Genomic DNA, 25,568 nt, shown 5'->3' with positions numbered 1-25,568 from the left:
TTATTTTTTATTGCTAGGATCTATTATTATTAATTTTTTAATTTCTTTAACTTCATCCTTTAAAATATTTTCAACACCTTCTTTATAAGTTATATCTATTAATGCACAACCAACGCACGCTCCTAAAAGTTCAATTGTTACAACTCCATTTTTGTAACTAACAAATTTAAGATCTCCGCCATCTTTTTGAATATAAAACCTAATATTATCTAATACATCTTTTACATTTGAAATAATTTCACGATTAGTTTTCTTTTTTTTCATTTGTTTTTTTATTTTGTCCGATTTTATTTTCATTTTTATTAATTAATCTAACAATATTTTCACGATGTTTTCAAAACATAATAATTGCTATTAATATATTATTTATTTCTAAAAAAAGTATTACATGTCAATAATTACTATAAGTTAAATATCCACCTATGTTAACATCATTTGCTGATTTTTCTATTCAAAATTCTTGACCAAATGAAAAGAAATTTAAGTAATCAATATAATTTATTAAATTTATTATTGGCAATAATGATGCGCAAATTAGTGAAGCTAATGAAACATATTTAGTTTTAACTAAAACTAAAACTCAAACAATTGTTATTATTAATAATCACCAAAAGGAAATTGATATTAAAAACCCAGCTGTAGGTGCTGCTGCTTTCCCACCCTTAAATTTAAAAAATATTGGTCAACAATGCCCGATAATAGCAAAGAAATTTGATAAGTAAACAAAATAAAATACTTTTTTATTCATGTCTTCATTTATAAATTGTTTTAAACCGTATTCGAAGATACTTCAACAAATTAGAAAAGCAATAAAGCTTTTGGCAATATCACCTACACCTACAATAATTCCTATCTTTTTGCCATAAACTCTTATTGAATTAGTTGTTCCAGGATTTTTGCTTCAATGCAATCTTGCGCTATTTTTGATAATATGACCAATAATATCTGATGTCATAATTGATCCAATTAAATAACCAAAAATTATTGAAACAAAAATTAATATAAAAATAGCTAATTCACTTGACATAAATATTTTTAATAAATATTCTTTTAAAATTTAATTAATTATAATTTTTTCATTAAAATAAAATTAAAATTTCGTTCTTTAATAATTTTATTTATTTCATTTTTAATTTCGAAATTATTTGTTTTTAAATAATTTTTTAATTGATTAATGTTTCCTTCAGATTGCAAAATAAAATTCGTTTCTTTAATGCTAAAATTATCATTTTGTAGTATTTTTATTATTGCATTAGTACCAATTCCAGCAATAACAATGTAATTTGGATTAGGGATACAAAAATTTATTTTTTGATTTAAATTTTTTAATCCATCATTAAGAATATTAATAATTTGAGTTTGATAATTATGTCTAATTACATTTTGAATTGCATTGTTTAATGGTTCTTTTTTATTATCAATGTTGATAACTAATTTTGACTGTTTATTTTCAATTAATTTTATTGATAAGTATCCATGGTCACATCCAACATCTATTATTAAATTATGCTCAATTTTTGGAATTAGTTCACAAATAAAATTAATCTTTTTGCTCATTGTCTAAAAAAGATTTTAATTTTGTGTTTTTTGAAGGATGCTTTAATTTTCTTAAGGCTTTAGCCTCAATTTGTCTTATTCTTTCTCTTGTTACTTTAAATTTATTTCCTACTTCTTCTAAAGTCATTGGACCTTTGAAAGGCGCTAAACCATATCTCATTCTAATGATTTGTTCTTCTTTTTTAGATAATGTATTGTTGAATAATTCATTTATATGCTCAACAACTAATTTTTTATTAGTATATTGGTCTGGTCTATCTATATCTTTATCTTTAACAAAATCTATAAATTGTGATTCTTCATCATGACCCACTGGTTTATCTAATGAAACTGGATCAATATTTAATTTTCGAATTTCAATTATTTTTCTAGGTGTAAAACCATTTACTTGTCCACCCATTTCTTCAGCTAATTCTTCTATTGTAGGTTCTCTACCTAATGTTTGAGTTAAATTTCTTTCAACTTTTGTTAATTTATTTATAGTTTCAACCATATGAACTGGAATTCTTATAGTTCTTGCTTGATCTGATATAGCCCGTGTTATAGCTTGACGAATTCATCATGTTGCATATGTAGAAAATTTATTACCTAATTTGTAATTAAACTTACTAATTGCTTTAATTAATCCTATTGATCCTTCTTGAATTAAATCAATAAAATCTAAACCACGATTTAAATATTTTTTAGCAATTGAAGTAACCAATCTTAAATTTGAAGTAACAAATTGATTTATAGCATATCTTCTTGTTTCTTCATCATTACTACCAAGTAATTTTGCAATTCTAATTTCTTCTTCAAAAGTTAACATTTTTGAAGAACCTAATGTTGCTAAAAAAGATCTAACATTATCTTCAACTTTATCTTTAGTACTAGTACCCTTAATTGTTAATTCTTCAATATTATCATCAATTTCACTTAAATCTTGATTTTGGCTAAAATCACTTAAATATTCTTCTACATTATCATCTAATTTAATTCCTGAATCTCTTAATTTATCTAAAATGTATGTTTTTTCTTCTTCTGTAAATTCATGAGATTTAATATTTTTTATTATTTCTTCATTAGACATATAAGGTTGTTTACGTCTTTTTTGTTTTGCTTTCGTCTGAAGTTGTTTAATTATATTTTTTACTTCACCATCATAATTTCTATTTTTTGAATTTACTTCTAAAATATCTGTAAAGATAATTTCATTTCGTTCATTATTTGGCGCATGTTTTGGTTTTCTTCCGCGACGTTTTTTTTCAACAATGATTTCTTTATCTTTGTTTATTTTATTAGATACAGGTTTTAGATTTTGTTTTTTTGAAATACGATTTATAAGAATTTCTTTGCGAGGCACAATAGTTAAAAGTTCTTTTCTATCATTTATTGTACTTGGCAAAATAGATTTAGTTTTAGAATTAAATCTACTAATTATTTGTTTTGGCTCAGAATTAACAACATTATGTTGTTGATCTATATTTGGTTCTATTTTTTTTGTTTGTTTTTGTTTTATTTGTTTTGTTTTTGATAATCCATTAATGTTTTTACTTTTTATTGTTTTTTTGTTTGAATTAACATTTTTTTTCGCTACAATATTTTTTTTAGTTTGTTTTTTTGCCATGTTTTATTGATTTATCTATTTTTTAAAGAATTAGTTTTTAATATTTATTAAGATTATTATTTTAACATAATTTAACAATATCTATTTGTTAAATTTCATGATTTTTTCATAAAATTCTTTGTTTTTTTTATTAATTTTGTTTAATGAATCTATATGTTCATTATATGAATTTGAATCATTTTTATTTTCATAAAAATTAACTAAGTATCTATAAGATATACTGTATAAATTTATAGCAGTGTGTAAATCTATAATAGTTTTTTTAATATTGTTGAAACCGAAATTTGCAAATATTTTTTCATAATTTATTTCTTTTAGTAAACGTTCTTTAAAAATTAAATAATCTTTTTGAGTTTCATTTTTTTCAATTTCTTCAAGTATTTTCAAAAATTCATCATATGTAATTTTATTTTTAAATGTATACAAATTACTTAATTTTAGGCAAATTGTTTGAAAAAAAAGATGTGTATTTTTAATAAAAATTAAATTATTGAATTCAATTAATGCTTTTTTATGTAAAAAAAATGTTGTTATTAAATTAACTTCAAGATTAATAATTTTTTCTTTATATTTTATGCAATCTTCCTTTATTCTTGTTAATAAAATATTTTCGTTAATATTTCTTTTAGAAGTAACATAATTTTCATTATCAAAAGTTTTTTGAAAGTTATTTTTAATTTTAATTTGATTGAATTTAGCTTGTAAATCATTTGCTGATAAATCAAATGTTTTTGATATTAAATCAATATATTTATTTCACGTTATTTGATTTGCATATGTTTTAATTTCAATAAGTATTTTTTCTACAGAATTAGTTAAATCATTAATTGATAAATTTTGATTTAATTTTTTTTTAGTTTCTAAAATTAAATATTCAAAATAATCTTTTTTTGCATTAATTATATCAGTTAGTTTAAAATCACTTTTGTTAATTAATTCATCTAAATCTTTGCTATCGTTGTTATCAGGATATATAAAAATTGAAACTTTAAAATTGTTACTTAATAATTTTTGTGCACAAACTATTGTTGCATCTTTTCCAGGTTGATCGTTATCTAAAGATATGACAATTTCTTCAATATTTTTTAATTTTTTTAATAATTCAATGTGATAATCGCTTAAATTTAATCCCATTAAAGCAACGGCATTGGAAATATCAATAGAATGCAAAGCGATAACATCCATAAAACCTTCACATAAAAATAAATATTTGTAATCGTTATTTTTTTTAACACGATTATAGTTATATAAAACTTGATCTTTTTTAAATATTTTTGTTGTTTCAGTATTTTTGTATTTAGCAACATCGCTATTATTTAAAAATGCTCTCCCCGAAAAAGCAACAATATTGTCATATTCATCATGAATAGGGAAAATAATTCTATTTATAAAAAAATTAGTTTTTTCTTTACTTTTTACAGCTAATCCTACATTTTTTAAATCCGTCATGTTTATAGATAAATTTTCATTGCTTATTTCAAGCAATGCATTTAACAAATCATCATTTTTATTTAATGCACATCCAACATCAAAATAATCTAATAAATTTTTTGTTATTTTTCTTGATTTTAAATATTGATTAGCTTCATTTGCATTAATATTTGATAAACTCAATTTAAAAAAATTTGAAGCTAAAGAATTAATTTGATAATACTTTTCTTTTTCTTGATCATAAATGTTTTTATTTTTAAATTCATTAAGGATGTCATTTTTGATATTTAATGAATCACAAACATCTATAATAGCTTTTGAATATGAAATATTTTTATAAAATTGAATAAAATTAAAAACATCACCTTTTGTATTACACGAAAAACAGTTAAATAATTGTTTGGAAGATGAGATAGATAATGAAGGTTTAGTGTCCGAATGGAAAGGACAAATTGCTCAATAATTATTACCTTTTTTATTTAAAGTTAAATATTGTCCAATAACTTGAACAATATCAATTTTCTTTTTTAATTCAATGATTTCGTTGTTTCTTTTTTCAAACATATTAATCAATAATTTTCTTTAATTGTTCATAAAGGTTTGTTAATGAAATTTTATCTTGTTTCATAGTGTCACGATATCTAATTGTTGCTAAATTATTTTCAATTGTTTCAAAATCAATTGTTATACAATATGGAGTACCAATTGCATCCATTCTTCTATATCTTTTACCAATACTACCGCTTGTATCAAAAACACAATAAATTCCTGATTTTAACAAATCTAAATATATTTTTTTAGCATAATCATTTAATTTATTCGTTAAGGGTAAAATAGCAACTTTATATGGTGCTAATTTATTTGGAATTCTTAATAATTCACGTTCATCATTATCATTAATTTTTTCTACAACATAGGAATTACATATTATTGCGTAAAATAATCTTTCAATTCCTACAGAAGGTTCAATGACATCTGGTAAAAATTCCTTATTTTCATGAGAATCAAAATATTTAAGATTTTTTTTAGAAAATTTTTCATGAGCACCTAAATCATAAGTGCCCCTGTGAGCTAATCCTCATAACTCACCAAATCCATGAGGAAAATTAAATTCAAAATCTATTGTTTTTTTTGAATAATGAGCCAATTCATCTTTTTTGTGTTCTACAATTTTTAAGTTATCTTTATCTATGTTTAAGTTATTTGTTAAAAATTCGAATATTTTATTTTTAAAAATTTCAAAATCATTTATTGCATTTTTTTGATTAGTAAAATATTCTATTTCCATTTGTTCAAACTCGCGTGTTCTAAAAATAAAATTTCCTGGAGTTATTTCATTTCTAAATGCTTTACCTATTTGCCCTACCCCGAAAGGAAGTTGCATTCTTTGAGTTCTTAAAATATTTTTAAAATTTATAAAAATACCTTGAGCAGTTTCTGGTCGCAAATATAAAGTATTTAAATTATCTTCAGTTACACCTTTAAAAGTTTTAAACATTAAATTAAATTTTCTGACTTTTGTTCATTCATTTTTATTACATTTCAAACAGTTAATTTTATTCTTTAAAATTAATTCATCAATTACATTATTTTCAATATTTTCTGATATTTTAATACCTTTTTCTTCTAATAATTTATCTGCTCTAAAACGATTTTTACAATTTTTACAATCTATTAAAGGATCTGAAAAATTATCCAAATGTCCCGATGCTTTTCAAACATCTGAATTCAATAAAATTGAACTATCTAATATTGTCATATTAGGTTCTGAAAATATAAAATAATTTAGTAATTCTTGTTTTATATTGTTTTTTAATAAAGAACCTAATGGACCATAATCTCAAGCATTAGATAATCCATTGTAAATTTCAGAATTTTGGTAAACAAAACCATATTTTTTTAAATAATTAACTATTGTTTCTTGATTATTTATCATTTTGATAATCCGTGTGTAAAATATAAAATATTTTAATATATTTAATTAATACTACTTAAAGTTTTAAAAGATATTCCAACAATTTTATAAATTGCATCAACTAAAATTTTAATGGTTGTTAAAACGTCATATTTTGATAAATTACTATCAATTTTTTGATTTGAAAATAATTTAATCAAAATACCTACAATTTTTTTATTTGTAAAAACAAAATTATTATTATTATTATTTAATAAATAATCTTTTTTGCATATTCAAGAATAGTTAATTGTTTCAATACCATAAATGTTTTTTGATTCACATATTGCACATTTACACAAATTCATTAATAAACCATTATTTTTAACAATGAACACTAGTATATAAATAACAATGGCTAAATCTTTATATTTATTTTTTTTAATTATTTCAATAGTTTCTTTATAAAAATTAAACAAATTTTTATTTGTTTTATCAATGGAATTAATATATTCATTTAAAAGTCAAAAACTTTTATAATCATAAATTTCTCACGGTACAGCTTGAATTGTTATAGTTTTTTTTAATCTCCCCATTTTATCATTAATTCTTGAACCAAAAAATTCAATATCATTATAGTTTCCAACTAACAAATGTCTTGCATTTTTAGAATTAATTTTTCTTGAACCCAAAGACAATAATGAGTGTTTTTGCCCATTGTTTAATAAAACAACAACTATTTGATCAAATACTTGATAATCTAAAATATTAATTATGAATCCTTGTGTAATTATTTCTGCCATTTTTTGTAGCCAAAATCTTTAATTAGATAATTATTATTTCTTCAATCTTTTTCAACTTTGCAAAATAATTTTAAATTTATTTTGCAATCATAAATATTTTCAATTTCTTTCCTTGCTTCTATTCCAATTTTTTTAATTTTTGATGCATTTTTTCCAATAATTATTGCTTTTTGACTTTCTTTTTCAACAACAATAGAACAATAAATATGAAAAATATTTTTTACTGCGTCATATTTTTTATTATCAATTATTACTGCACAAGAGTGCGGCACTTCTTGGAAAGTATTTTTAATTATTTGTTCTCTTATTAATTCAACAATTAACAAATTATCTTGTAATTTTTCATCAATATGATTTTGAATATTTATATTTTCATCTAAAGAAGCAGAATTATTTATTTCATCAATTAATAAATTTAAATCATCAGATTTATTATTCATTAAAAAAATTTTATCAACTTTGTTTATTTTGCTTAAAACTTCATTTTTTAATTCTATAAATTTACTTTCATTTTCATCTATTAAATCTATTTTAGAAAAAATTAAAATTGTTTTTTTATTTGAAGTTTCAAACTTATTTAATCATTGAGAAATTGTTTTAATTTCATCATTATATTTTTTTGAACTATCTACTAAAAAAATAATAACATTAGAATTTTTAATTTGATTTAAAGATTCATTGATTAAAAATAAATCCAATTTGTTTTTTGCTTTTAATATTCCAGGTGTATCGTAAATCAATCAATTTGCATTCTCGTTTTTTATTATGCATGGAATTGCATTTCTTGTAGTTTGGGGAATTGAAGACACAATAGATATTTTTTGATTAGATAATCGATTAATTAAAGTTGATTTACCTGTATTTGCGCAACCTATAATTGCAATATAAAAATTTTTCATTGTTTAATTAGTGGGAACTTGAAAATATTCTGCTATTTTAGGTATTAAAATTAATAAACCAATAACAATTGCTGTTATTGACATTATTAAAGTTGCAGCAGCTGAAATATCTTTAATTTTTTTTGAGTTTATATTAAATTTAAATGCAACTAAATCTACCAAATTTTCAATAGCTGTATTGATTAATTCCATTGCTATTACAATTCCTATTACTAAAACAATAATCGCTCAATCACTTCATTGCATTTTAGCATGTAAAATACTTGAAATTATTAAAACAATCACTGCAATAATTATATGAACGACTAATGAAATTTCTTCTTTTATAGCAAATGCCAATCCTTGAAAAGCATGTGTAAATTTTGATTTATTAAGTTTGGAAAATTTTTTATTTGAATTAATTTTTTTCATGTTGTTTATATTTTTTTAAAACTTTTTTATTTATTTTATCTTGAATTTCTAAAGTTAAATATTCAACTGCAACAGATTTTTCATGATCAAAATCTAATAAATGTAAAATACCATGAATAAACATTCTAGAAAATTCACTTAAAAAAGTTACATTATATTTTTTAGCATTATTTTTTATTTTGTTAGGACATAAATAAATTTCTCCTAAAATAGGAGTTAATATTTTAGATTCAATTATTTTATTATTAATTTTGTTTTCATAAAAAGAAATAGTTATAACATCGGCAACATAATTGCGTTTTCTAGTTTTTTGATTTAAATTTAACATTTGTTTAGGGGATAAAAAGATAACTTCATAAAAAAAATTTAGTCTAATTTTAAACATTTTACTTATTGTTTCATCTATTATTGATGATAACATTTGAACATTTATGTTAGGTATATGAATATTTTTACTTATTACTTTATTAATCATTATTAAAAACCTAAATAATGTTTTGCTATTGTTTCAGATTTGATGAAAAGCAAAACTTCATATCATCCATTTTTGTGCTCATATTCTGGATTATATTGTAATAAAATTAAATTTTCATTGTTTATAAAAGAATTTTTCTTGGGGTAAAATTTCATATTATTTTTAGTATTTTTGTCAATTAAAATAAAATAATTAAAAGTTTTAATATCGTTAATAATTTTATCGTTATTCAAAACTAAAATAGTTTCTTTATTATTAACATATAATTGACAAATTGCATGTATTTTAATTTGTGTATTAAATATTAAGATAATTAATGTAATTAAGCAAAAACTGATTAATAAAATTAAACTAAATATTTTAAATTTCATTATTTTTTACCTCTATTATTTCATTAGCTTCATTAATAAGATTTAAATCATGTTCAACTAGAACTACAAAATTATTTTTAATTAACGATTTAATTAAATTGTTAAAAACTTTTAATTTAATAGAATTATTGACTGCAGACAATGGTTCATCTAATAAAATTATTTTATTTTTTATGTTTTGCAAAAATAACAATTTTATGACTTGTATTTGACCATTACTATAGTAAATAGGATTTGTTTCGAAAAGATTAATTTCATTAATAATTTTTTTTGTTTCTATGTTTAATTCATTTAAATTTATAAAATTTATTAAATATTCAATTGAAAATAAATTATTAGAACATTTATTTCCATCTATATAAATTACATTTTTTATTAATCAGTTTTTATCAATTTTATCAATTTGAATATTATTAATTTTTATCTCACCATCAGACAATTTTAATTTTGAAGTTAATGCTTTAAGTAATGATGATTTTCCTGATCCGTTTTTTCCTACCAACACACTAAAATTTTTTAAGTAAGCGTTTCAATTTTCTAAAATTAATTTTGATCCATCTTCAATTTTTATATTTTTAAAACTTATATTTAATATTTCATTAATTTCTTTTGTTACAAAATTTTCATTATCAATATCAAAATAACCGTTTATTTTCTTTGAAGAAGATTTAAATAATGAAAATGTAAAACTAAAACTTATTAAATTATCAATATTATTTACTAATAAAGCTTGAATGCTTAAAATGTACATTAATTCACTGATGTTAATTGAATTGTTTTCAACAATTAAATTTATCCCTATTGCAAGTATCAAAATTCAAAAAATAAATTTTGTAAATTCTAATATGTTATCAATAGTTGTTACATCTAAAAAAATATTTTGGTTATGTTTAGCATTTATAGATAAATTATTTTTCAATAATTTTGCAATATGTTCGTAATCAAAATAAATATTTTCATTTATTAATAAATTATTTAATTTAGATAAATAGTTATTTTGATTTTGCAAAAACATAATTGATTTTCGATATTGATGTTTATGCAAAAAATATTTAATTGTTATTATTATCGAACCAACAATTATTTGAATAAAACTTATTAAAATAAAAAATATATTTGTACTTGCTAAAATACTGAAAGTTATTATTCCTAAAATGATGGAATTTATATAACTAGGAATTTTTATTGTAAAAAAATTAATTATATTTTTGATATGTATATCAATTTCAAAAATTGTTCCAAAAAAATTTTGTTCATAAAATTTAAATGGATGTTTGTTTAAAAAAGTTAATAAATGGTTTCATAAACTTTTATAACCTTCTTTTTCATTGTTAGATTTTATTAAATTTACTAAATATTCAGTTATTTGTTCAATAACTTTTATAATAACGAAAGGAACAATAATAATTAGCAAATTATATGTAGTCCCAAAACCAATTGTATTTTCAATTAAAATTTTTAAAAATTGTGTTAATAAAATACCTATTGAAATTAAAATTAATTCTAAAACTAAACATATTCCAATTGCTTTTAAAGATAAAAAATATGTTCAATTAATATTTTTATTTTTTAACAATTTATTAAAATTAAATTTTGAAGATTGAACTGTACAAATTAAATTAGCAAATTGTGCTTGAAATTCTTTTGGTTCTAAAAAATATTTACCTTTGTCTGAATCGAAAATATGGAATCCTTTTTTATTTGGCTGAAAAACAACATAATGAAAACCGTTATATTTTTTAATTAAAGCAATATATCATTCATTGTTATTTAATTCTTTTAACTCCGAAAATTCACATTCATAACTTTCAATTTGTAATCCAAATTTAATACCTAATTCTTCTAAATCTAATAAGGTTATTCCTTCGGTTGATAACTTTGCATGTTTTAAAATATCACTTCGATCTAAATTAAGTTCATTAATTTCATTTGCTAACATCCCAATAACACAAATGCCACATTCATTTTCTTTTTCTTGATAAAGAATTTCCATTTTTCGCTCCTCTAATATAATAAAGTGAGTAAAAAATGAAGAAATTACAAAAATTTAAATTGTTAGTTTATACAAAAAAAAAAAAAAATCATATTCAAAGTTGAATATGATTAAATAACTTTTTAATTATGATTTCTTCGTTGTTTTTTTTGAATTCTTTTTTGAACTAGTTTTTGTTTTTCTCTTTTTCTTAGTCCGGGGCGTAAGTGATATTCATGACGCATAGCAGCTCTTTTTGTTTCACTTGCTATTCTCTTAAATTTACGTAATGCACCTTCAAGATCATTATTAACTACTTTAATTTTAGGCATATCATCACCCCCTTTCACAAATTTTAAAAATCTATTTTAATAGATTTTCATTTTCTAATATTTTGCGTGTTAATTCTTCACGTTGTTTACGAAGCATTTCATATTTTTTTTCTTCTTCTAATTTAATTTGATTTACTTTTTGTAATTCTTGAGTTATTTTAGCATTATCTTCTTTAACAGATTGCAATTGTTCGCTAAAAGATTTTTCAATAGTTAAAATATCATCAATATTTTCTACATTATTAAGTAAATTATTCTTATTTGTTTCTTCATCAATTTTAATAACTGATTCATTATCTTTTAATTCATGAGTAACTTTAACAATTTCTAAATTTTCATCAATTGATTTATCAATATTTTTATCATCAATATTTATTGGTTCAGTTGCTTTTTGAATAATAATTGGTGATTCATCTTCATCTTCAAAATTTTTAAAAATTGATGTTTTTGAATTTTTACTTGGTAAAGAAATATCGAATTCTTCTCGAATATCTTTTGTATTGTTTGATGTTAGTGCATCAAATTTTATTGTCGGTTGGAAAACACTAAGATCATTAATTCCTTTATTTAATTGCTCTAATTCGCTTATATTTGAAACACTAACAGATTTACTTGGGGTTTCAATATCTAGATTCATTTTTCTAGTATTTAGATTATTTCTTTGAAATTTTAATTCATTTAAGCGTTTTTTAGCATCACGAATCATTTCGAAAATTTCATCACGAGTATATTTTGTATCTAATGGATCTAATTCATTAGGTTTAAATGGAATACCTACATATGTCTTCATCCATTCTGATTTAGTTTGTTTTTGTTTTTTAGCTTTTTTTCATGATTTTTTTAAACGTTTTTTTTCTTCACGTGTTTGTGGGTTTAAAAAACTTATCAACATTCTTGTTCTTAAATTATCGCCATTAACCATTAATTCAAGAATTTTTTCATCAAATTCTACACCATTAATAATTCCATTTTCATATGGAGATTTTTTGATTATTCCTTTTTTTTCTAAAACTTCACCACGAAACTTTTTAAAATCTGCTTCACATTCTGGACCATAAGATTCAATAAAACTTTTAATATTAAATTCGCCATAATAAAGTTTGCATTTTTTTATGTATTCATGTCAAGAAAAATCAGTTTTATAGTGATTTTTATAACCATCTAAAAAAACTTCTCATTTGCTTTTATTTTTTAAATTTGCTTCTCTAGTTAGACTAAAATCTTCAGGTAAGCCTATATTTTTTATAAAATCTTTATTTTTATCTTTCATTTTCTAAATAACCATTTAATACCAAATTATTTTTTTGTTTTTTTAAATTTTTATAACAAACTGAATTTACACAAGACTTGTATACATTGATTAATTGCTACATATTATAAAATAAAATCAATATTTACTTACATTTATTAACACTAATAGATTATTTTTATAACTTTAATATTTTTAGTTTTTGCATACACTTGTACTATTTTTTAATGTTTATGACACATATATTATATATAGATTTGATTTAATATATATTCATTATTTACAAATAGATTAACAATAATAATTAAGTAATAATTATTATTAATTTTAAGTGAAAATTAAGTCTAATAATTGAAAAATTTATTAAATAAAATTTAATAGAAAAAAAAGCGCATTTTATGCTTGAATATTAAGCTTCATTTGTTTTAAAATTGAATTGTGTTTCCTAAACAGAAACTGAATCTAGTTAATTATAAGATTTATTGGAGCTTAGTAATTATGAAGAAAGTAAAGTGGAATAGATTATCTAAGTTTTTAGCAACAACAGGATTATCTTTCTTTTCAATTATTTCAATAGTAGGGATCAGTTCATATGCAGGTAATAAATCATATGGATTTGATTTAAATAATAGAACTAATGAACAAACAAAATCAATTTTAAATGAAAGTACAACTAATAATTCAGTTGTTCTTCCCAAAGTAAATGATACAAATGGAAAAACTTTAGTAATTGGAAAAAATATTATTAGATTAAACAATAAAGTAATTTATGTATCAAGTAATGAAAATTCTTTAATTTCTGCAAGTGTATTAACAGTATATGATGAAAATTTTAATCGAATACAAGAAATTTATTTAGATTCAGATTATGATCAAATGTCTCCAATTGATTCAAATGATGTGTCTAAAGGAATTGTAATTTCAAGTTGAAATAAATCAAAAGCTTTTTTCTTTAAAATAGACTCTAAAACTCAAACTATTATTGAAAAATCAAAAAGTGAATATGATGTTCCAATAAATGCATATCATGTAGCAGCAAATTTTGATTTAGATAACAATGGCGAAAGAAATCCTGTAATTATAAGTATCTCAGTTGCTAAATCAAATATTGATAAGTTAGATTTACTTATTACATCTATTGAAACTAAAGCAACAAGTAGTATTCTTATAGAAAAAAATCAACAAGGTATTCCTTTTGATAATATTAAATTAGTTGATTGTATTTCTATTAATGATAAGTTGTATATTGGTGTTAATTTATACAAAAACAACAAAATTGTTGGTAGTAACTTAATCTTATTGAAAGATGGAAAAGCTGTTCCTGGTGGTCCAACTTTTGATATGACGTTTGCAATAAAATGTATGTCAAATGATAATCAAGCTAAAAAATTATATGTTCAATATGAAGATATTAATGATCATAGTATTCGATTATGATTTTATAACACTTCAAATGTAACTAATTTTGGTCAAGCGAGTGGTGGAACAGACAAAGCATCCTTTAGTCAAATGATAACTGTTACACAAGCAAACAAAGAAAATGCTAATGGTATCATAACTTTAGGTGATAACAAAAGTGATATAAAATATTACAATATCAACAATTTAAATAATTATCAATATAAATACACATATAATTTCTTAAATGCAAACAGCAGTAAAATTAGTGATTTAATCTATAATAGCTACACAAATAAATTCAATTTGTTTTATAGTTACAACTCATATGTTGATGGAGTAGTAAGTTGATCATTTGATCCAACTAACACTAGTGCTGATGTGGATGATGAAAGTTTATACACAAATATTGCTCCTGTTCATATTAGATATGCTGATTATTTAAAATTAGTTCAAACTCCAGAATGAAGTAATGAATTTGCATCTATTTATGCTAAAAATAATTACGAAAATAATTATGATGCATTTTTAGAAATACCTAGTTATTACAAAGAATTACAAAAAGCAAGTGAATTAAATCGTGACAATAGTTTTGAAATTAAAACTGATGCTAATGATAATATAGGTACTTTTAATTTGGTTGTTAATCAGAACAAAAAAATTAATGTTGATACTAACAACAGTGAAAAACAAGAAGTTATTCAAACTACTAATCTATTGAATTTTAATGTTAGCAAATTTGTAAATGTTAATCCAGAAGATATTAAATTGAATATTGATTATTCATCACCGTTACTTAAAAAATCTCCAACTGAATTAAATGAAATGCTTAATAATCCCGAGACTAACAAATTAACAAATGAAATGTTATTTAATTTGTTGGGAATAGACAAAAAATATGAAAAATTAGATCATATAATTAAAATCAATGGATACAATGTTTTAGGTAATATTGATATTCAAATTACATTCCCTACTGTTTCTAATACAACTACATTGTCACCTATTTCTTCAAAAATAACATCACATGATTTAAGTAACGTAAATAAATTTTCTACTGTTAATTCATCAAAAACTTTAAAAACTAATTTCAATATTGCAATTGAAAAATGATTCATTCCAGTTGTTGCTACATCTGCTTTAGTATTTTTAGTAATTATTGGAATAATAAATTGATACACTTGAGGTAGAAGAACTTACGAAAATTATTTAATTAAGTCTAAAAAAGAATTACTTGATGAATACGAACCATTAAAGATTTTGATTGATGATGAAAATATGAAATTAGAAGACAATAATGGAAAAGTATTAAATCCAATGATGCTTGCATCAACAATTCAAATTAATATGAATTCTGATTTGCCTGTTCACTTTAGAGAAGAAAGTCATTTCTTTAACAAAAAAAACATTAAATAAAATTAATATTTAAATAAGTAACTTTAAATGTGTTATTGCAATAAACAGCAACAACACATTTTTTATTTCAAATAAAAAATAAATTAATTTTTTTTAATTTTTACATTTTAAATATATAATGGATTTAACAATATATATTAAATGATATTATATACACATATAATACACAAATTTTATAGAGGCTTAGATTTTAGATGAGTTCATTAAAAAATAAAAAATTATTAACTCAAAGTCAAATGATAGAAGAAATTAGTGAATCAACAAAACTTACTAAAAGTCAAGTCAAAGAAGTTATTAGTTCAATTCAAGAAATTATTAAAAGAGAATTAACAAAAAATCAGCTTGTTCGTTTTTTCAATATTGGTAAATTTAAAGTTGTTCATTCTAAAGCAAGAAACGGAATTAATCCATTAACTAAAAAAACACTAAAAATTCCTGCTCGTAAAAGAGTTAAATTTTTAGTGGCTAAATCATATTCAGCAAGTGTTCTTGGTTTACCAAATAATTCTAAAAGTAGCAAAGTAACGACAAAAACTAAAAAAGTTACTTCTAAAAAAAATACAAAATCTTCTAAGAAAAAAACAAAATAAAATTCATTTTAATAAAATAAATATAACTTTTTAGTGTATCTAAAAAGTTTGTTTTATTTTTTTGATAGAAAGTTCAATATTTAAATATGCAATATAATGATAGTAGTATCAAGGTTTTAAAAGGATTAGATGCAGTTAGAAAACGACCAGGAATGTATATTGGTTCAACTGATATTCGTGGTTTACATCATCTTATTTGAGAAATTTTTGATAATTCTATTGATGAAGTATTGAATGGTTCTGCTAGTGAAATTTCTGTAACTTTGCATAAAGATAATTCAATTTCAATTAAAGATAATGGAAGAGGAATACCAACTGGTAAAAATAGTTCTACAGGTTTATCAACAATTGATACAGTTTATACAGTTTTACACGCAGGAGGAAAATTTGATGGAAGTTCTTATAAAATTTCTGGCGGATTGCATGGAGTAGGAGCTTCTGTTGTTAATGCTCTTTGTACTTGATTAGTTGTTAAAGTACAACGTGAAGGAAAAATATTTGAATCACGTTATAAAAATGGCGGAAAAATTGATAAACCATCAACACAAATAGGAACAACGAATCGCACAGGAACAACTGTTCATTTTAAACCAGATCCAACTATTTTTAAAACAATTTCTTTTAATTCATCAATTATTAAAGAAAGATTAAAAGAAACGTCTTTTTTGTTTAAAGGATTAAAAATTAATTACGAAGATCAAATTAATCCATCTAATAGTCAAAATTTTCACGCAATTAATGGAATCAAAGAATACATTTCTTTTATAAATGAATCTAAAAAACAAATATCTAAAATTGCTTACTTCAAAGGTAATAAAAATAATATTGATGTAGAAGTAGCTTTACAATTTACTTCTGAAGAAAATGAACTAATTTTATCTTTTGCTAATTCAATTAAAACAATTGAAGGCGGAAGTCATGAATTAGGTTTTAAAATAGGTTTAACTGAAACAATTAATGATTACGCATTCAAATATAAATTCTTAAAAGAAAAAGACAAAAATTTTGAAGGTTCAGATATTCGTGAAGGTTTAACTGCAATTGTATCTGTAAAGGTTCCTGAAGATTTAATTTTATATGAAGGTCAAACTAAAAATAAGTTATTTACACAAGAAGCTAAAACTGTTGTTCAAAAAATCGTTAATGAAAATCTTTATTTCTTTTTAGAAGAAAATAAAGAAGATGCATCAAAAATAATAAATAAAATCATTACTACAAGAGATGCTAGATTAGCAGCTAAAAAAGCTAGAGAAGGTGTAAAGCAATTAAAAAATGCTAAATCAGAAAGAGTTTTATTTGGTAAGTTAACTGCAGCACAAACTAAAGATCCAAAAGAAGCTGAAATTTTTTTAGTTGAAGGTGATTCTGCTGGTGGTACTGCTAAAATGGGGCGTGATCGTCGTTGTCAAGCAATTTTACCATTGCGTGGTAAGGTTATTAATGTTGAAAAAACAAAACTATCTGAATTATTAAAAAATGAAGAAATTTTATCTATTATTTCTTGTTTAGGTGCTGGAATAGGTGAAAATTTTAATATTAAAAATTTGAAATATCACAAAGTGATTATTATGACTGATGCTGATACAGATGGTGCTCACATTCAAATTTTATTATTAACTTTTTTTTATCGATACATGCGCGCTCTAATTGAACAAGGAATGGTTTATTTAGCAATGCCACCTTTGTATAAAATAACTAATTCAGCAAACAAAAAATTTAGTTATGCTTGAAATGATATTGAATTAGATGAATTAAAAAAAGAATACAATAAATATACGATCCAAAGATACAAAGGACTTGGAGAAATGAATGCTGATCAATTATGATCTACAACTATGAATCCAGAGTCTAGACAATTAATTCAAATTTCTTTAGAAAATGCTGCGCAAGCAGAAAGACGAGTAACTGTTTTAATGGGCGAAAATACAGGTATGCGAAAAGAATGAATTAATGAAAATGTTGATTTTGTAATGGATGAGTAATTATGAGTTATAAAAAAATAGTTGATACTAAAGTTTGTAAAAAAGAACTTGACGAAATCATGTCAGATAGTTTTGGTAAATATGCAAAATATATTATCCAAGATCGTGCTTTACCTGACATTCGTGATGGATTAAAACCAGTACAAAGAAGAATTTTATATGCAATGTATAAAATAGGTTTAACACCCGAAAAAGCTTATAAAAAATCCGCAACAACTGTTGGGGAAGTAATTGGTAAATATCATCCTCATGGTGATTCTTCAATTTATGAAGCTTTAGTACGGATGACACAATCTTGAAAAAACAATATTCCACTAATTGATATGCAAGGTAATAATGGTTCAATTGATGGCGACAGTGCTGCAGCAATGCGTTATACAGAAGCTAAATTTTCTTATTATGGAATTAATATGTTATCAAATATCGAAAAACAAACTGTTAAATTTGTTTTAAATTTTGATGATACAGAACAAGAGCCAACTATTTTGCCTAGTTTATTACCTAACTTATTAATCAATGGTTCAACAGGGATTGCAGCTGGATATGCAACTAATATTCCGCCTTTTAATTTAAATGAAATTATAGATGGAATTATTATGCGTATTGATTCGCCAAATTGTAGACTTGATTCTTTAATGAAAGTAATTCCGGGCCCTGATTTTCCAACTGGCGGAATTATTCATGATGATAATGGTATTAGAGAAGCTTTTGAAACCGGAAAAGGAAAATTTATTTTAAGAGCTAAAATTATTGATGAAATTGAACACAATAAAAAAAGATTAATTATTACTGAAATTCCATATGAAACTAATAAATCTTCGATTATTAAAAACATTGAAGAAATAATCGATAATGAAGAAATAGCATATTTAACTGAAGTTCGAGATGAATCTGACAAATCTGGCATTAGAATAGTTCTAGAATATAAAGGAGATGAAAAAAATGCCGAAGCAATAAAAAGATATTTATTTAAAAATACTCAACTTCAAATTAATTACAATATTAACAATGTTGCTATAGATAAAAGAAAACCAATTCAAATGAATTTATTCAGATATTTAGATAGTTATTTAGATCATGCTTTAGAAATTATTGTTAAAAGTAGTGAATTTGACTTGAATAAAAATAAAAATCGTTTAGAAATAATAAATGGTTTAATTAAAGCAACATCAATTATTGATAAGATTATTGAATTGATTAGAAAATCAGAAGATAGAAGTGATGCTATTACTAAACTAATAAATAAATTTGAATTTACAAATAATCAAGCTGAAGCAATAGTTCAATTACGTTTATATCGTTTAAGTAATACAGATGTTTTAAGTTTACAAGAAGAAGCACAAAATCTTAAAGAAAAAATAAAAGAACTTAGTCTTATTTTAAACGATGAAAAATATCGTAAAGATCATTTAAAAACAATTTTAAGAAATTATAAGAAATTATTTAATCAACCACGTAAAACTCAAATTGAAGAAATGGTTGAAAAAATAGTAATCGAAGCAACTGATGTTGTTGAAAATAAAGAAATTTATATTTTTGTAACCAAAGATGGTTATTTAAAACAAACATCTCAAAAAAATATAACTCTTGAAAATTTAACAAGTTTCAAATTAAAAGAAAATGATGCTTTAATTTATTCTGAACAAGCTAAAAGTTTAGATCGTTTGTTATTAATAACTAGTTATGGTAATTTTGTTGCTTTACCTATTTACAAAATTAAAGAAGCTAAAATTCGAGAAACTGGAATTCACATTAACAGTATATTAACATTAAGGGATAATGAAAAAATTGTTTTTGCGAAATTGATGAAAAATAATCATGATTACGAAAATGATAACACATCAATTGTTCTTGTTTCAAAATCTGGAATGATTAAACGTTTTTATTTTAGAGATGTTTTTAGTTTTAAATCCATTCGTCCTAGTGTTTGTATGAATTTAAAAGAAAAAGATATTTTAGTTGATGCTAAAGTTGTTGATTCAGAAAAACAAGAAATTGTATTATATTCACAAATGGGAAATGCTTTGAGATTTAATGTTGATGAAGTATCAATAATTGGATTAAAAGGAATGGGTGTTAGAGGAATAAAACTTCGTAATGAAGATTATTTAGTATCTTGTTCAGTCATTGATAACAGTAATGAATATCAAGTTATATTATTAGCAGAAAAAGGGATCAAAAGAGTTAATCTTAAAAATTTAATTTCCCTTAGTAGAGCAACTATGGGCAAACCGTTGTTAAGTCAAATTAAATCAAAACCATATAAACTGATAACAACAATTTTAATTAATAACAACCAAAGAAGTTTTTTTTGTTATAAAAATAATGGTGAAATTATTTCAATTCCTATTTTTGATATACCTCTTATGGATTTTGATTCAAGAATGAGTAATCCAATTGATGAAACAACAACTTTTATTTATTTACCAAATCCAATTTTCAAATAAAATATGAAAAACAAAAATAGTTTTTTAAATTACTTTAGACCAAGCATTTATTTAGAAAATTTTGACAAATTAAACTTATTTGCATTAATTAATCAAGATATTAATGTTTTATTTTGTGATTTAGATAATACATTAGTTCCACATTTTAGTAGAAAACCAAATAATCGAGTTATAAGTTTTTTAAACAAAGTTAAAAATCATGGAATACAAGTTTGAATTATTTCAAATAATTCAAAAAAAAGAGTAGTAGAATTTTGTGATACACTAAAAAAATCAAATATTATTAATGGATATATTTGAAATGCAAAAAAACCATTAACTCATAAAATAAAAAAACACATGAAAAAAAATCGTATTTTATCTGAAAATGTTATTTTTTTGGGAGATCAATTAATAACTGATATTTTTGTAGCAAATCGTTTAGGTTGTAAATCTATACTAGTTCATCCTTTAATGGAAGTAGTTTATGATTTGAATACAGGAAATCGTAAATTACAAAGTATTTTAGAGAGCATGATTTATTCAAAACTAGAACAAAATAATTTTTTAAATATTACTCCAATTAACGAAGAATTTATTAATAGTGCAAATGAAATCTTGTAATCAAATTAAAAAAATAAATCAAAATAAAAAATGTGAAGGGTGTGGTGCTATATTAACAAGTGATGTTAATAAAATAGGTTACACACCAGTTATTGAAAAAGCAAAATTTTGTCAAAGGTGTTTTAAATTAAAATATTACAATAAAGAGTCTATAGTAAATAATGATTTTCTTGAAAATCATGTAAAGATAGTATTAAATAATTTTGATTTTTCTAATAAAGCAGTTTTTTTTGTATGCTCTCCTAATCAAATATTTTTCAATGTTAGTAAAGTAAAAGAAATATATAAAAAATCTAAATATTTTTATTTAATTATTTCTAAAATTGATTCTTTAATAAACATTAAAAATTTGGATAAAATTAAAAATAAATTATATAAATTTTTACAAATAAATAATATAGATATTTCATTAAATCAATTAATAATTTGTTCTGCTCATTTAAATTTAAATTATTCTGTTATTCAATCAACTTTTTTAAAATTGTTTTCAAAAAATATTAAAGTTGTATTTTGTGGACCAACTAATGCTGGCAAATCTTCATTAATCAATTGAATTATAAAAAGAGAAAAAATTGAAAATATTAATAATTTAACAACAAGTTATTATAGAAATACAACTCAAGATATCAAACAAATCAAATTATTTAAAAAAGGTAATTTCATTGATTTGCCAGGCTTTGTTGATGATAATAGTTTTCAAATTATTATGGACAATGATCAATTAAAAAAATTTTGCAATGAGAAAAGCAAATGAAAAAATAAAATATTTCAATTAAGAAATAATAGATTTTTAAAATTTGAAAATTTATTTAGTTTAAAAATTTTTATAAATCAAAATAATAAAAATTCTTCAAATATTATTACTTATTTTAACGATAATCTTAAAATTCATGTAGTTAATTTAAACAATAAAAATAATGAAAAAATTAATTTTGATAAACAGAATTTAGTTGAGTATACGTATGATTTAAATTTTAATTACAATTTATTAGTTTTAAATAATTTAGGATTTATTGTTTTGAAAAATGTATCAAAAATCATTTTATATTTAGACAAAAAGCTTTCAAAACCAATACTTTTTGAAAATGAAAAATTATAAAATGAAAAAAATTATTATTTTTGGCGGAAGTTTTGATCCTATTCATTCGGGTCATATTGAAAGTGCAAAATTAAGTTTAAAAAAACTTAATGCAGATTTATTATTCTTTGTTCCCACTTATTCAAGCATTCTTAAAAATATTAATTCATCACCTAGCATGCATAGAATTAAAATGCTTAAACTTGCTATTCCTAAAAATCAAAAATATAAAATTTCAAAATGAGATATAAATAATAAAAATTTATATACTATTAATTTAATTAAACATTTTTTAACCAAATATTCAAATCAAAATCTTTTTTTATTAATTGGTGGTGATCAAGTTAATAATTTTCATAATTGGAAAGATGCTAAAAAAATTTCGAAATTAGTAAATATTATTTATGTTTCTAGATACAACTACAAATTAAATAAAAATAATATTAAAAAATTTAATATGAAACTTATAGGAAATGTAAATAAAAATATTTCATCAACCGAGTTGAGAAAAAAAATTAACAATAAATTTATTAATAATAAAGTTGTTGATTACATTAATAATAATTGTTTGTATACTCAGGAAAGGGTAAAATCTTTTTTATCTATATCTCGTTGAGAGCATTGCAAAAGAACAGCTAAATATGCAAAAAAATTAGCTATAAAAAATAATTATGAAAACCCAAAAGAAGCATATATTGCCGGAATTTTTCATGATTTAGCAAAGGAATTTAGAAAAAAAGAACTATTGTATTATTCAAATTTATTAAATATAAAAAAATTTACTTCAATTGAAACATTACATCCATATGTAGCTTACTATTTTATGAAATACTTTTATATGTTTAAAAACAAAAATATTTTAAATGCTGTTTACAATCACACTGAACCTAATTTTCACAAAATATCAAAAATAGTAAAAATTCTTTATGTTGCTGATAAATGTGAACCCGGAAGAGAAATAAAAAAATATAGCAAATATTATGATATTAAAGAAATAAGAAAAATAGCATTGCAAAACATTGATAAAGCATTTTATAAATTACATAATCAAATTATTTCTTTCTATAAAAATAAAAAATAAATATTTATGATATTTCAATTAATTCTTGTAAAACTTGCTTAACATCCATATTATTTCTTAAATAAATATCTTTATTATTTCCACCACCAGGAAACTTTGTAAAGTTTCTAATTAATAAATTATTTTTAGATTTTTGTCTATATTGTAAAAAATCATTAGCTAAACCAAGATTTTTATATGTTTCTTCAAAAATGCAAATATTTTTATATGAATTAAATATTTTTTCAATTTGTCTAAAATCATAATTATTAATATTTATCGCGTTTATTATGTCTACATTTAAATTTAATTCTTTAATTTGATTTTTAAAAATATTTACTCAATTTCCATATGTTATAACAACATTTTTATTTTTTTTGTTGTTTTTATAAACTAATCATTCTAAATTTTCTATAGCATTTTTAATTTCATTTATTTGAGCTTCATCTAAATTAAGGTAGGGTAACTTTTTAGGATATCTAATAGCAAAAATTTTATTTTTGTTATTGGTAATAGCATGATCTATTAATAATTTTGCTTCAATAATATTTGATGGAGCAGTAATAATTGTATTAGGAAATGATTTTAAAAATCCTATATCAAAAATTCCATGATGAGAATCTCCATCTCCACCAGAAATTTCTGCTCGATCTATTAAAAGTAATAGTGGTAAATTTAAACGAGAAAAATCATGTAATAATTGATCGTATGATCTTTGCAAGAAAGAAGAATAAATTACTACAATAGGTTTTAGACCTCTTATTGCCATACCACTAGCCATACTAATTGCATGCTCTTCTGAAATTCCTACATCAAAATAATTATCTGAATTACTTTTTGTAAAATTTAAAAATCCAGAATTATATGTCATTGCAGGATTAATAATGTTTATTTTTTTATCTGAAGCTACTCATGCAGATAAATGTTCACTAAGATATAATCCTGTTAATTTAGCAGTTGATTCATTAACACTTGAAGAATGATTAACACCTATTTTATCTTTTGTGTAATTATCTAAACCTTTTCCTTTTTCTGTTTTTATATGTAATATTACAGGTTGAAACTTTTGATACCATTTAGCTTTTTTTGCTGCAATTAATATTTCTTTAATGTTATGACCATTAATTGGACCTATATATTGATAACCTAATGATGTAAATAAATTACTTCCAGATAGTCTTTTACCTATACCGTGAAAAATTTTATAAATGAATTTATATATTTTTTTTCCAAAATTAGTATTTCAAAGAACTAAATATAAAAATTTTTCTATAAAACTTAATAATTTATTTGTCTTAATTTTTGAAATCATTAATGGAATAGAACCAACAGCTTTTGAAATAGACATTCCTTTATCATTTAAAACTATTATAGGTTTAATATTTCTAAAACTAATATCATTTAGTGCTTCTAAAGCAACCCCATTGGCAATAGCACTATCTCCAATTACTGGAACAACATATTTTTCATTAATTTTAAATTGTTTTTTTATTCGATTAATTTTCTTAACTTTTTTTGGATTATTTTCAAAACAAATCAAATCATTTAATACATTTTCTCATTTTAATTTTAAGCAATTTTGTTCATATTTAATTGCTTCTAAAAATCCAGCACAAATTGATAATGAATTACCAGAATGTCCACCAGAATAATAATCATATTTTGATTCATTCATATTTTGCATTCCTGATAAACCATCAGTATCTCGAATTGTATAAATTAAATTTTTACGACCTGTAATTATTTTATGTATATATGATTGATGTCCTGTATCATAAAATAAAAAATCTTTATTTAAATTAAATTCTTTACTTAATGCAAGTGTAGTTTCAATAATTCCTAAATTGCTACTAAGATGTATACTTTTTTCTTTGCTTAATTGAATAATAAAATTACGAATTTCAGAAGCTAATTTATCTAAATTTTTATTATCGATTTTTAAAAAATCATCATAATTATTTATTGTATTTAAAATTGGATATTCATTATTCATA

The 25,568-nt window shown here is 21.9% G+C and carries 22 protein-coding genes; 7 read left to right on the top strand and 15 right to left on the bottom strand.

All coding sequences use genetic code 4. The features are described from left to right. From T397_RS0102305 to T397_RS04245, 14 genes are all read right to left on the bottom strand, one after another. Window positions 1-264, bottom strand: coding sequence for a NifU family protein (locus tag T397_RS0102305; RefSeq protein WP_052663095.1), 264 nt, complete (start codon window positions 262-264; stop codon window positions 1-3). Further along, window positions 245-1,027 (bottom strand): glycerol-3-phosphate 1-O-acyltransferase PlsY, encoded by a 783-nt coding sequence (gene plsY / locus T397_RS0102300; protein WP_027124054.1) that lies wholly within the window; start codon window positions 1,025-1,027, stop codon window positions 245-247. Before plsY ends, T397_RS0102305 begins: the two co-directional genes overlap by 20 nt. Before the next feature lie 38 nt (window positions 1,028-1,065). Further along, window positions 1,066-1,557, bottom strand: coding sequence for a tRNA (adenine(22)-N(1))-methyltransferase TrmK (locus tag T397_RS03965; protein ID WP_036448669.1), 492 nt, complete (start codon window positions 1,555-1,557; stop codon window positions 1,066-1,068). After that, window positions 1,541-3,163 carry an RNA polymerase sigma factor gene (locus T397_RS03960; protein ID WP_052663082.1) on the bottom strand — a complete coding sequence of 541 codons (1,623 nt, stop codon included), beginning with the start codon at window positions 3,161-3,163 and terminating at the stop codon, window positions 1,541-1,543. The genes T397_RS03965 and T397_RS03960 overlap by 17 nt, the downstream gene beginning before the upstream one ends. An 81-nt stretch (window positions 3,164-3,244) precedes the next feature. After that, window positions 3,245-5,158 carry a DNA primase gene (dnaG, locus tag T397_RS03955; protein WP_036448666.1) on the bottom strand — a complete coding sequence of 638 codons (1,914 nt, stop codon included), beginning with the start codon at window positions 5,156-5,158 and terminating at the stop codon, window positions 3,245-3,247. Between the two features lies 1 nt (window position 5,159). Beyond that, window positions 5,160-6,530 (bottom strand): glycine--tRNA ligase, encoded by a 1,371-nt coding sequence (locus T397_RS0102280; protein ID WP_027124052.1) that lies wholly within the window; start codon window positions 6,528-6,530, stop codon window positions 5,160-5,162. 41 nt (window positions 6,531-6,571) lie between these two features. Continuing rightward, the gene (locus T397_RS0102275; protein WP_027124051.1) at window positions 6,572-7,291 is read right to left on the bottom strand and encodes a hypothetical protein; all 720 of its coding nucleotides are present in this window, start codon (window positions 7,289-7,291) and stop codon (window positions 6,572-6,574) included. Further along, the gene (gene era, locus T397_RS0102270; protein WP_027124050.1) at window positions 7,279-8,190 is read right to left on the bottom strand and encodes a GTPase Era; all 912 of its coding nucleotides are present in this window, start codon (window positions 8,188-8,190) and stop codon (window positions 7,279-7,281) included. The genes T397_RS0102275 and era overlap by 13 nt, the downstream gene beginning before the upstream one ends. Before the next feature lie 3 nt (window positions 8,191-8,193). After that, a complete protein-coding gene (locus T397_RS0102265; RefSeq protein ID WP_027124049.1) occupies window positions 8,194-8,601 on the bottom strand; it encodes a diacylglycerol kinase in 408 nt (135 codons plus the stop codon). After that, on the bottom strand, window positions 8,588-9,076 hold the full coding sequence (ybeY, locus tag T397_RS0102260) for an rRNA maturation RNase YbeY (RefSeq protein ID WP_027124048.1): 489 nt from the start codon (window positions 9,074-9,076) through the stop codon (window positions 8,588-8,590). Before ybeY ends, T397_RS0102265 begins: the two co-directional genes overlap by 14 nt. 2 nt (window positions 9,077-9,078) lie before the next feature. Then, window positions 9,079-9,447: a hypothetical protein gene (locus T397_RS0102255; RefSeq protein WP_027124047.1), complete on the bottom strand. Its 369-nt coding sequence runs from the start codon at window positions 9,445-9,447 to the stop codon at window positions 9,079-9,081. Further along, window positions 9,437-11,440, bottom strand: coding sequence for a cysteine peptidase family C39 domain-containing protein (locus T397_RS0102250; RefSeq protein WP_027124046.1), 2,004 nt, complete (start codon window positions 11,438-11,440; stop codon window positions 9,437-9,439). The genes T397_RS0102255 and T397_RS0102250 overlap by 11 nt, the downstream gene beginning before the upstream one ends. Before the next feature lie 122 nt (window positions 11,441-11,562). Further along, entirely contained in the window at window positions 11,563-11,751 is a 189-nt protein-coding gene (gene rpsU, locus T397_RS0102245) for a 30S ribosomal protein S21 (RefSeq protein ID WP_027124045.1), read from the bottom strand. A 31-nt stretch (window positions 11,752-11,782) separates the two neighbouring features. Then, window positions 11,783-13,021: a DUF5454 family protein gene (locus T397_RS04245; protein WP_052663081.1), complete on the bottom strand. Its 1,239-nt coding sequence runs from the start codon at window positions 13,019-13,021 to the stop codon at window positions 11,783-11,785. A gap of 477 nt (window positions 13,022-13,498) precedes the next feature. Here T397_RS04245 and T397_RS0102235 point away from each other — a divergent pair, with 477 nt between their 5' ends. The 7 genes from T397_RS0102235 (at window position 13,499) to T397_RS0102205 (ending at window position 23,595) form a co-directional block, all read left to right on the top strand. Further along, on the top strand, window positions 13,499-15,814 hold the full coding sequence (locus T397_RS0102235; RefSeq protein ID WP_027124044.1) for a hypothetical protein: 2,316 nt from the start codon (window positions 13,499-13,501) through the stop codon (window positions 15,812-15,814). Window positions 15,815-16,008: 194 nt separating this feature from the next. Continuing rightward, entirely contained in the window at window positions 16,009-16,404 is a 396-nt protein-coding gene (locus tag T397_RS0102230; protein WP_027124043.1) for an HU family DNA-binding protein, read from the top strand. A gap of 80 nt (window positions 16,405-16,484) precedes the next feature. Then, on the top strand, window positions 16,485-18,386 hold the full coding sequence (parE, locus tag T397_RS0102225) for a DNA topoisomerase IV subunit B (protein WP_027124042.1): 1,902 nt from the start codon (window positions 16,485-16,487) through the stop codon (window positions 18,384-18,386). A 2-nt stretch (window positions 18,387-18,388) separates the two neighbouring features. Then, a complete protein-coding gene (parC, locus tag T397_RS03945) occupies window positions 18,389-20,833 on the top strand; it encodes a DNA topoisomerase IV subunit A (RefSeq protein ID WP_052663080.1) in 2,445 nt (814 codons plus the stop codon). A 3-nt stretch (window positions 20,834-20,836) separates the two neighbouring features. Beyond that, window positions 20,837-21,436 carry a YqeG family HAD IIIA-type phosphatase gene (locus T397_RS0102215; RefSeq protein WP_027124041.1) on the top strand — a complete coding sequence of 200 codons (600 nt, stop codon included), beginning with the start codon at window positions 20,837-20,839 and terminating at the stop codon, window positions 21,434-21,436. Further along, window positions 21,423-22,535: a GTPase gene (locus T397_RS0102210; protein ID WP_027124040.1), complete on the top strand. Its 1,113-nt coding sequence runs from the start codon at window positions 21,423-21,425 to the stop codon at window positions 22,533-22,535. Before T397_RS0102215 ends, T397_RS0102210 begins: the two co-directional genes overlap by 14 nt. 1 nt (window position 22,536) lies before the next feature. Continuing rightward, entirely contained in the window at window positions 22,537-23,595 is a 1,059-nt protein-coding gene (locus T397_RS0102205) for a nicotinate-nucleotide adenylyltransferase (protein WP_027124039.1), read from the top strand. Between the two features lie 4 nt (window positions 23,596-23,599). Here the strand turns inward: T397_RS0102205 and T397_RS0102200 are convergent, their stop codons facing one another. Then, a complete protein-coding gene (locus T397_RS0102200) occupies window positions 23,600-25,567 on the bottom strand; it encodes a 1-deoxy-D-xylulose-5-phosphate synthase (RefSeq protein WP_036448658.1) in 1,968 nt (655 codons plus the stop codon). Window position 25,568 lies beyond the last annotated feature (1 nt).

Source organism: Mycoplasmoides pirum ATCC 25960 (assembly GCF_000685905.1).
GTDB classification, from domain to species: domain Bacteria; phylum Bacillota_I; class Bacilli_A; order Mycoplasmatales; family Mycoplasmoidaceae; genus Mycoplasmoides; species Mycoplasmoides pirum.
Note: the sequence above shows the minus strand (reverse complement) of the source record. Positions and strands in the feature narration are given on the sequence as shown.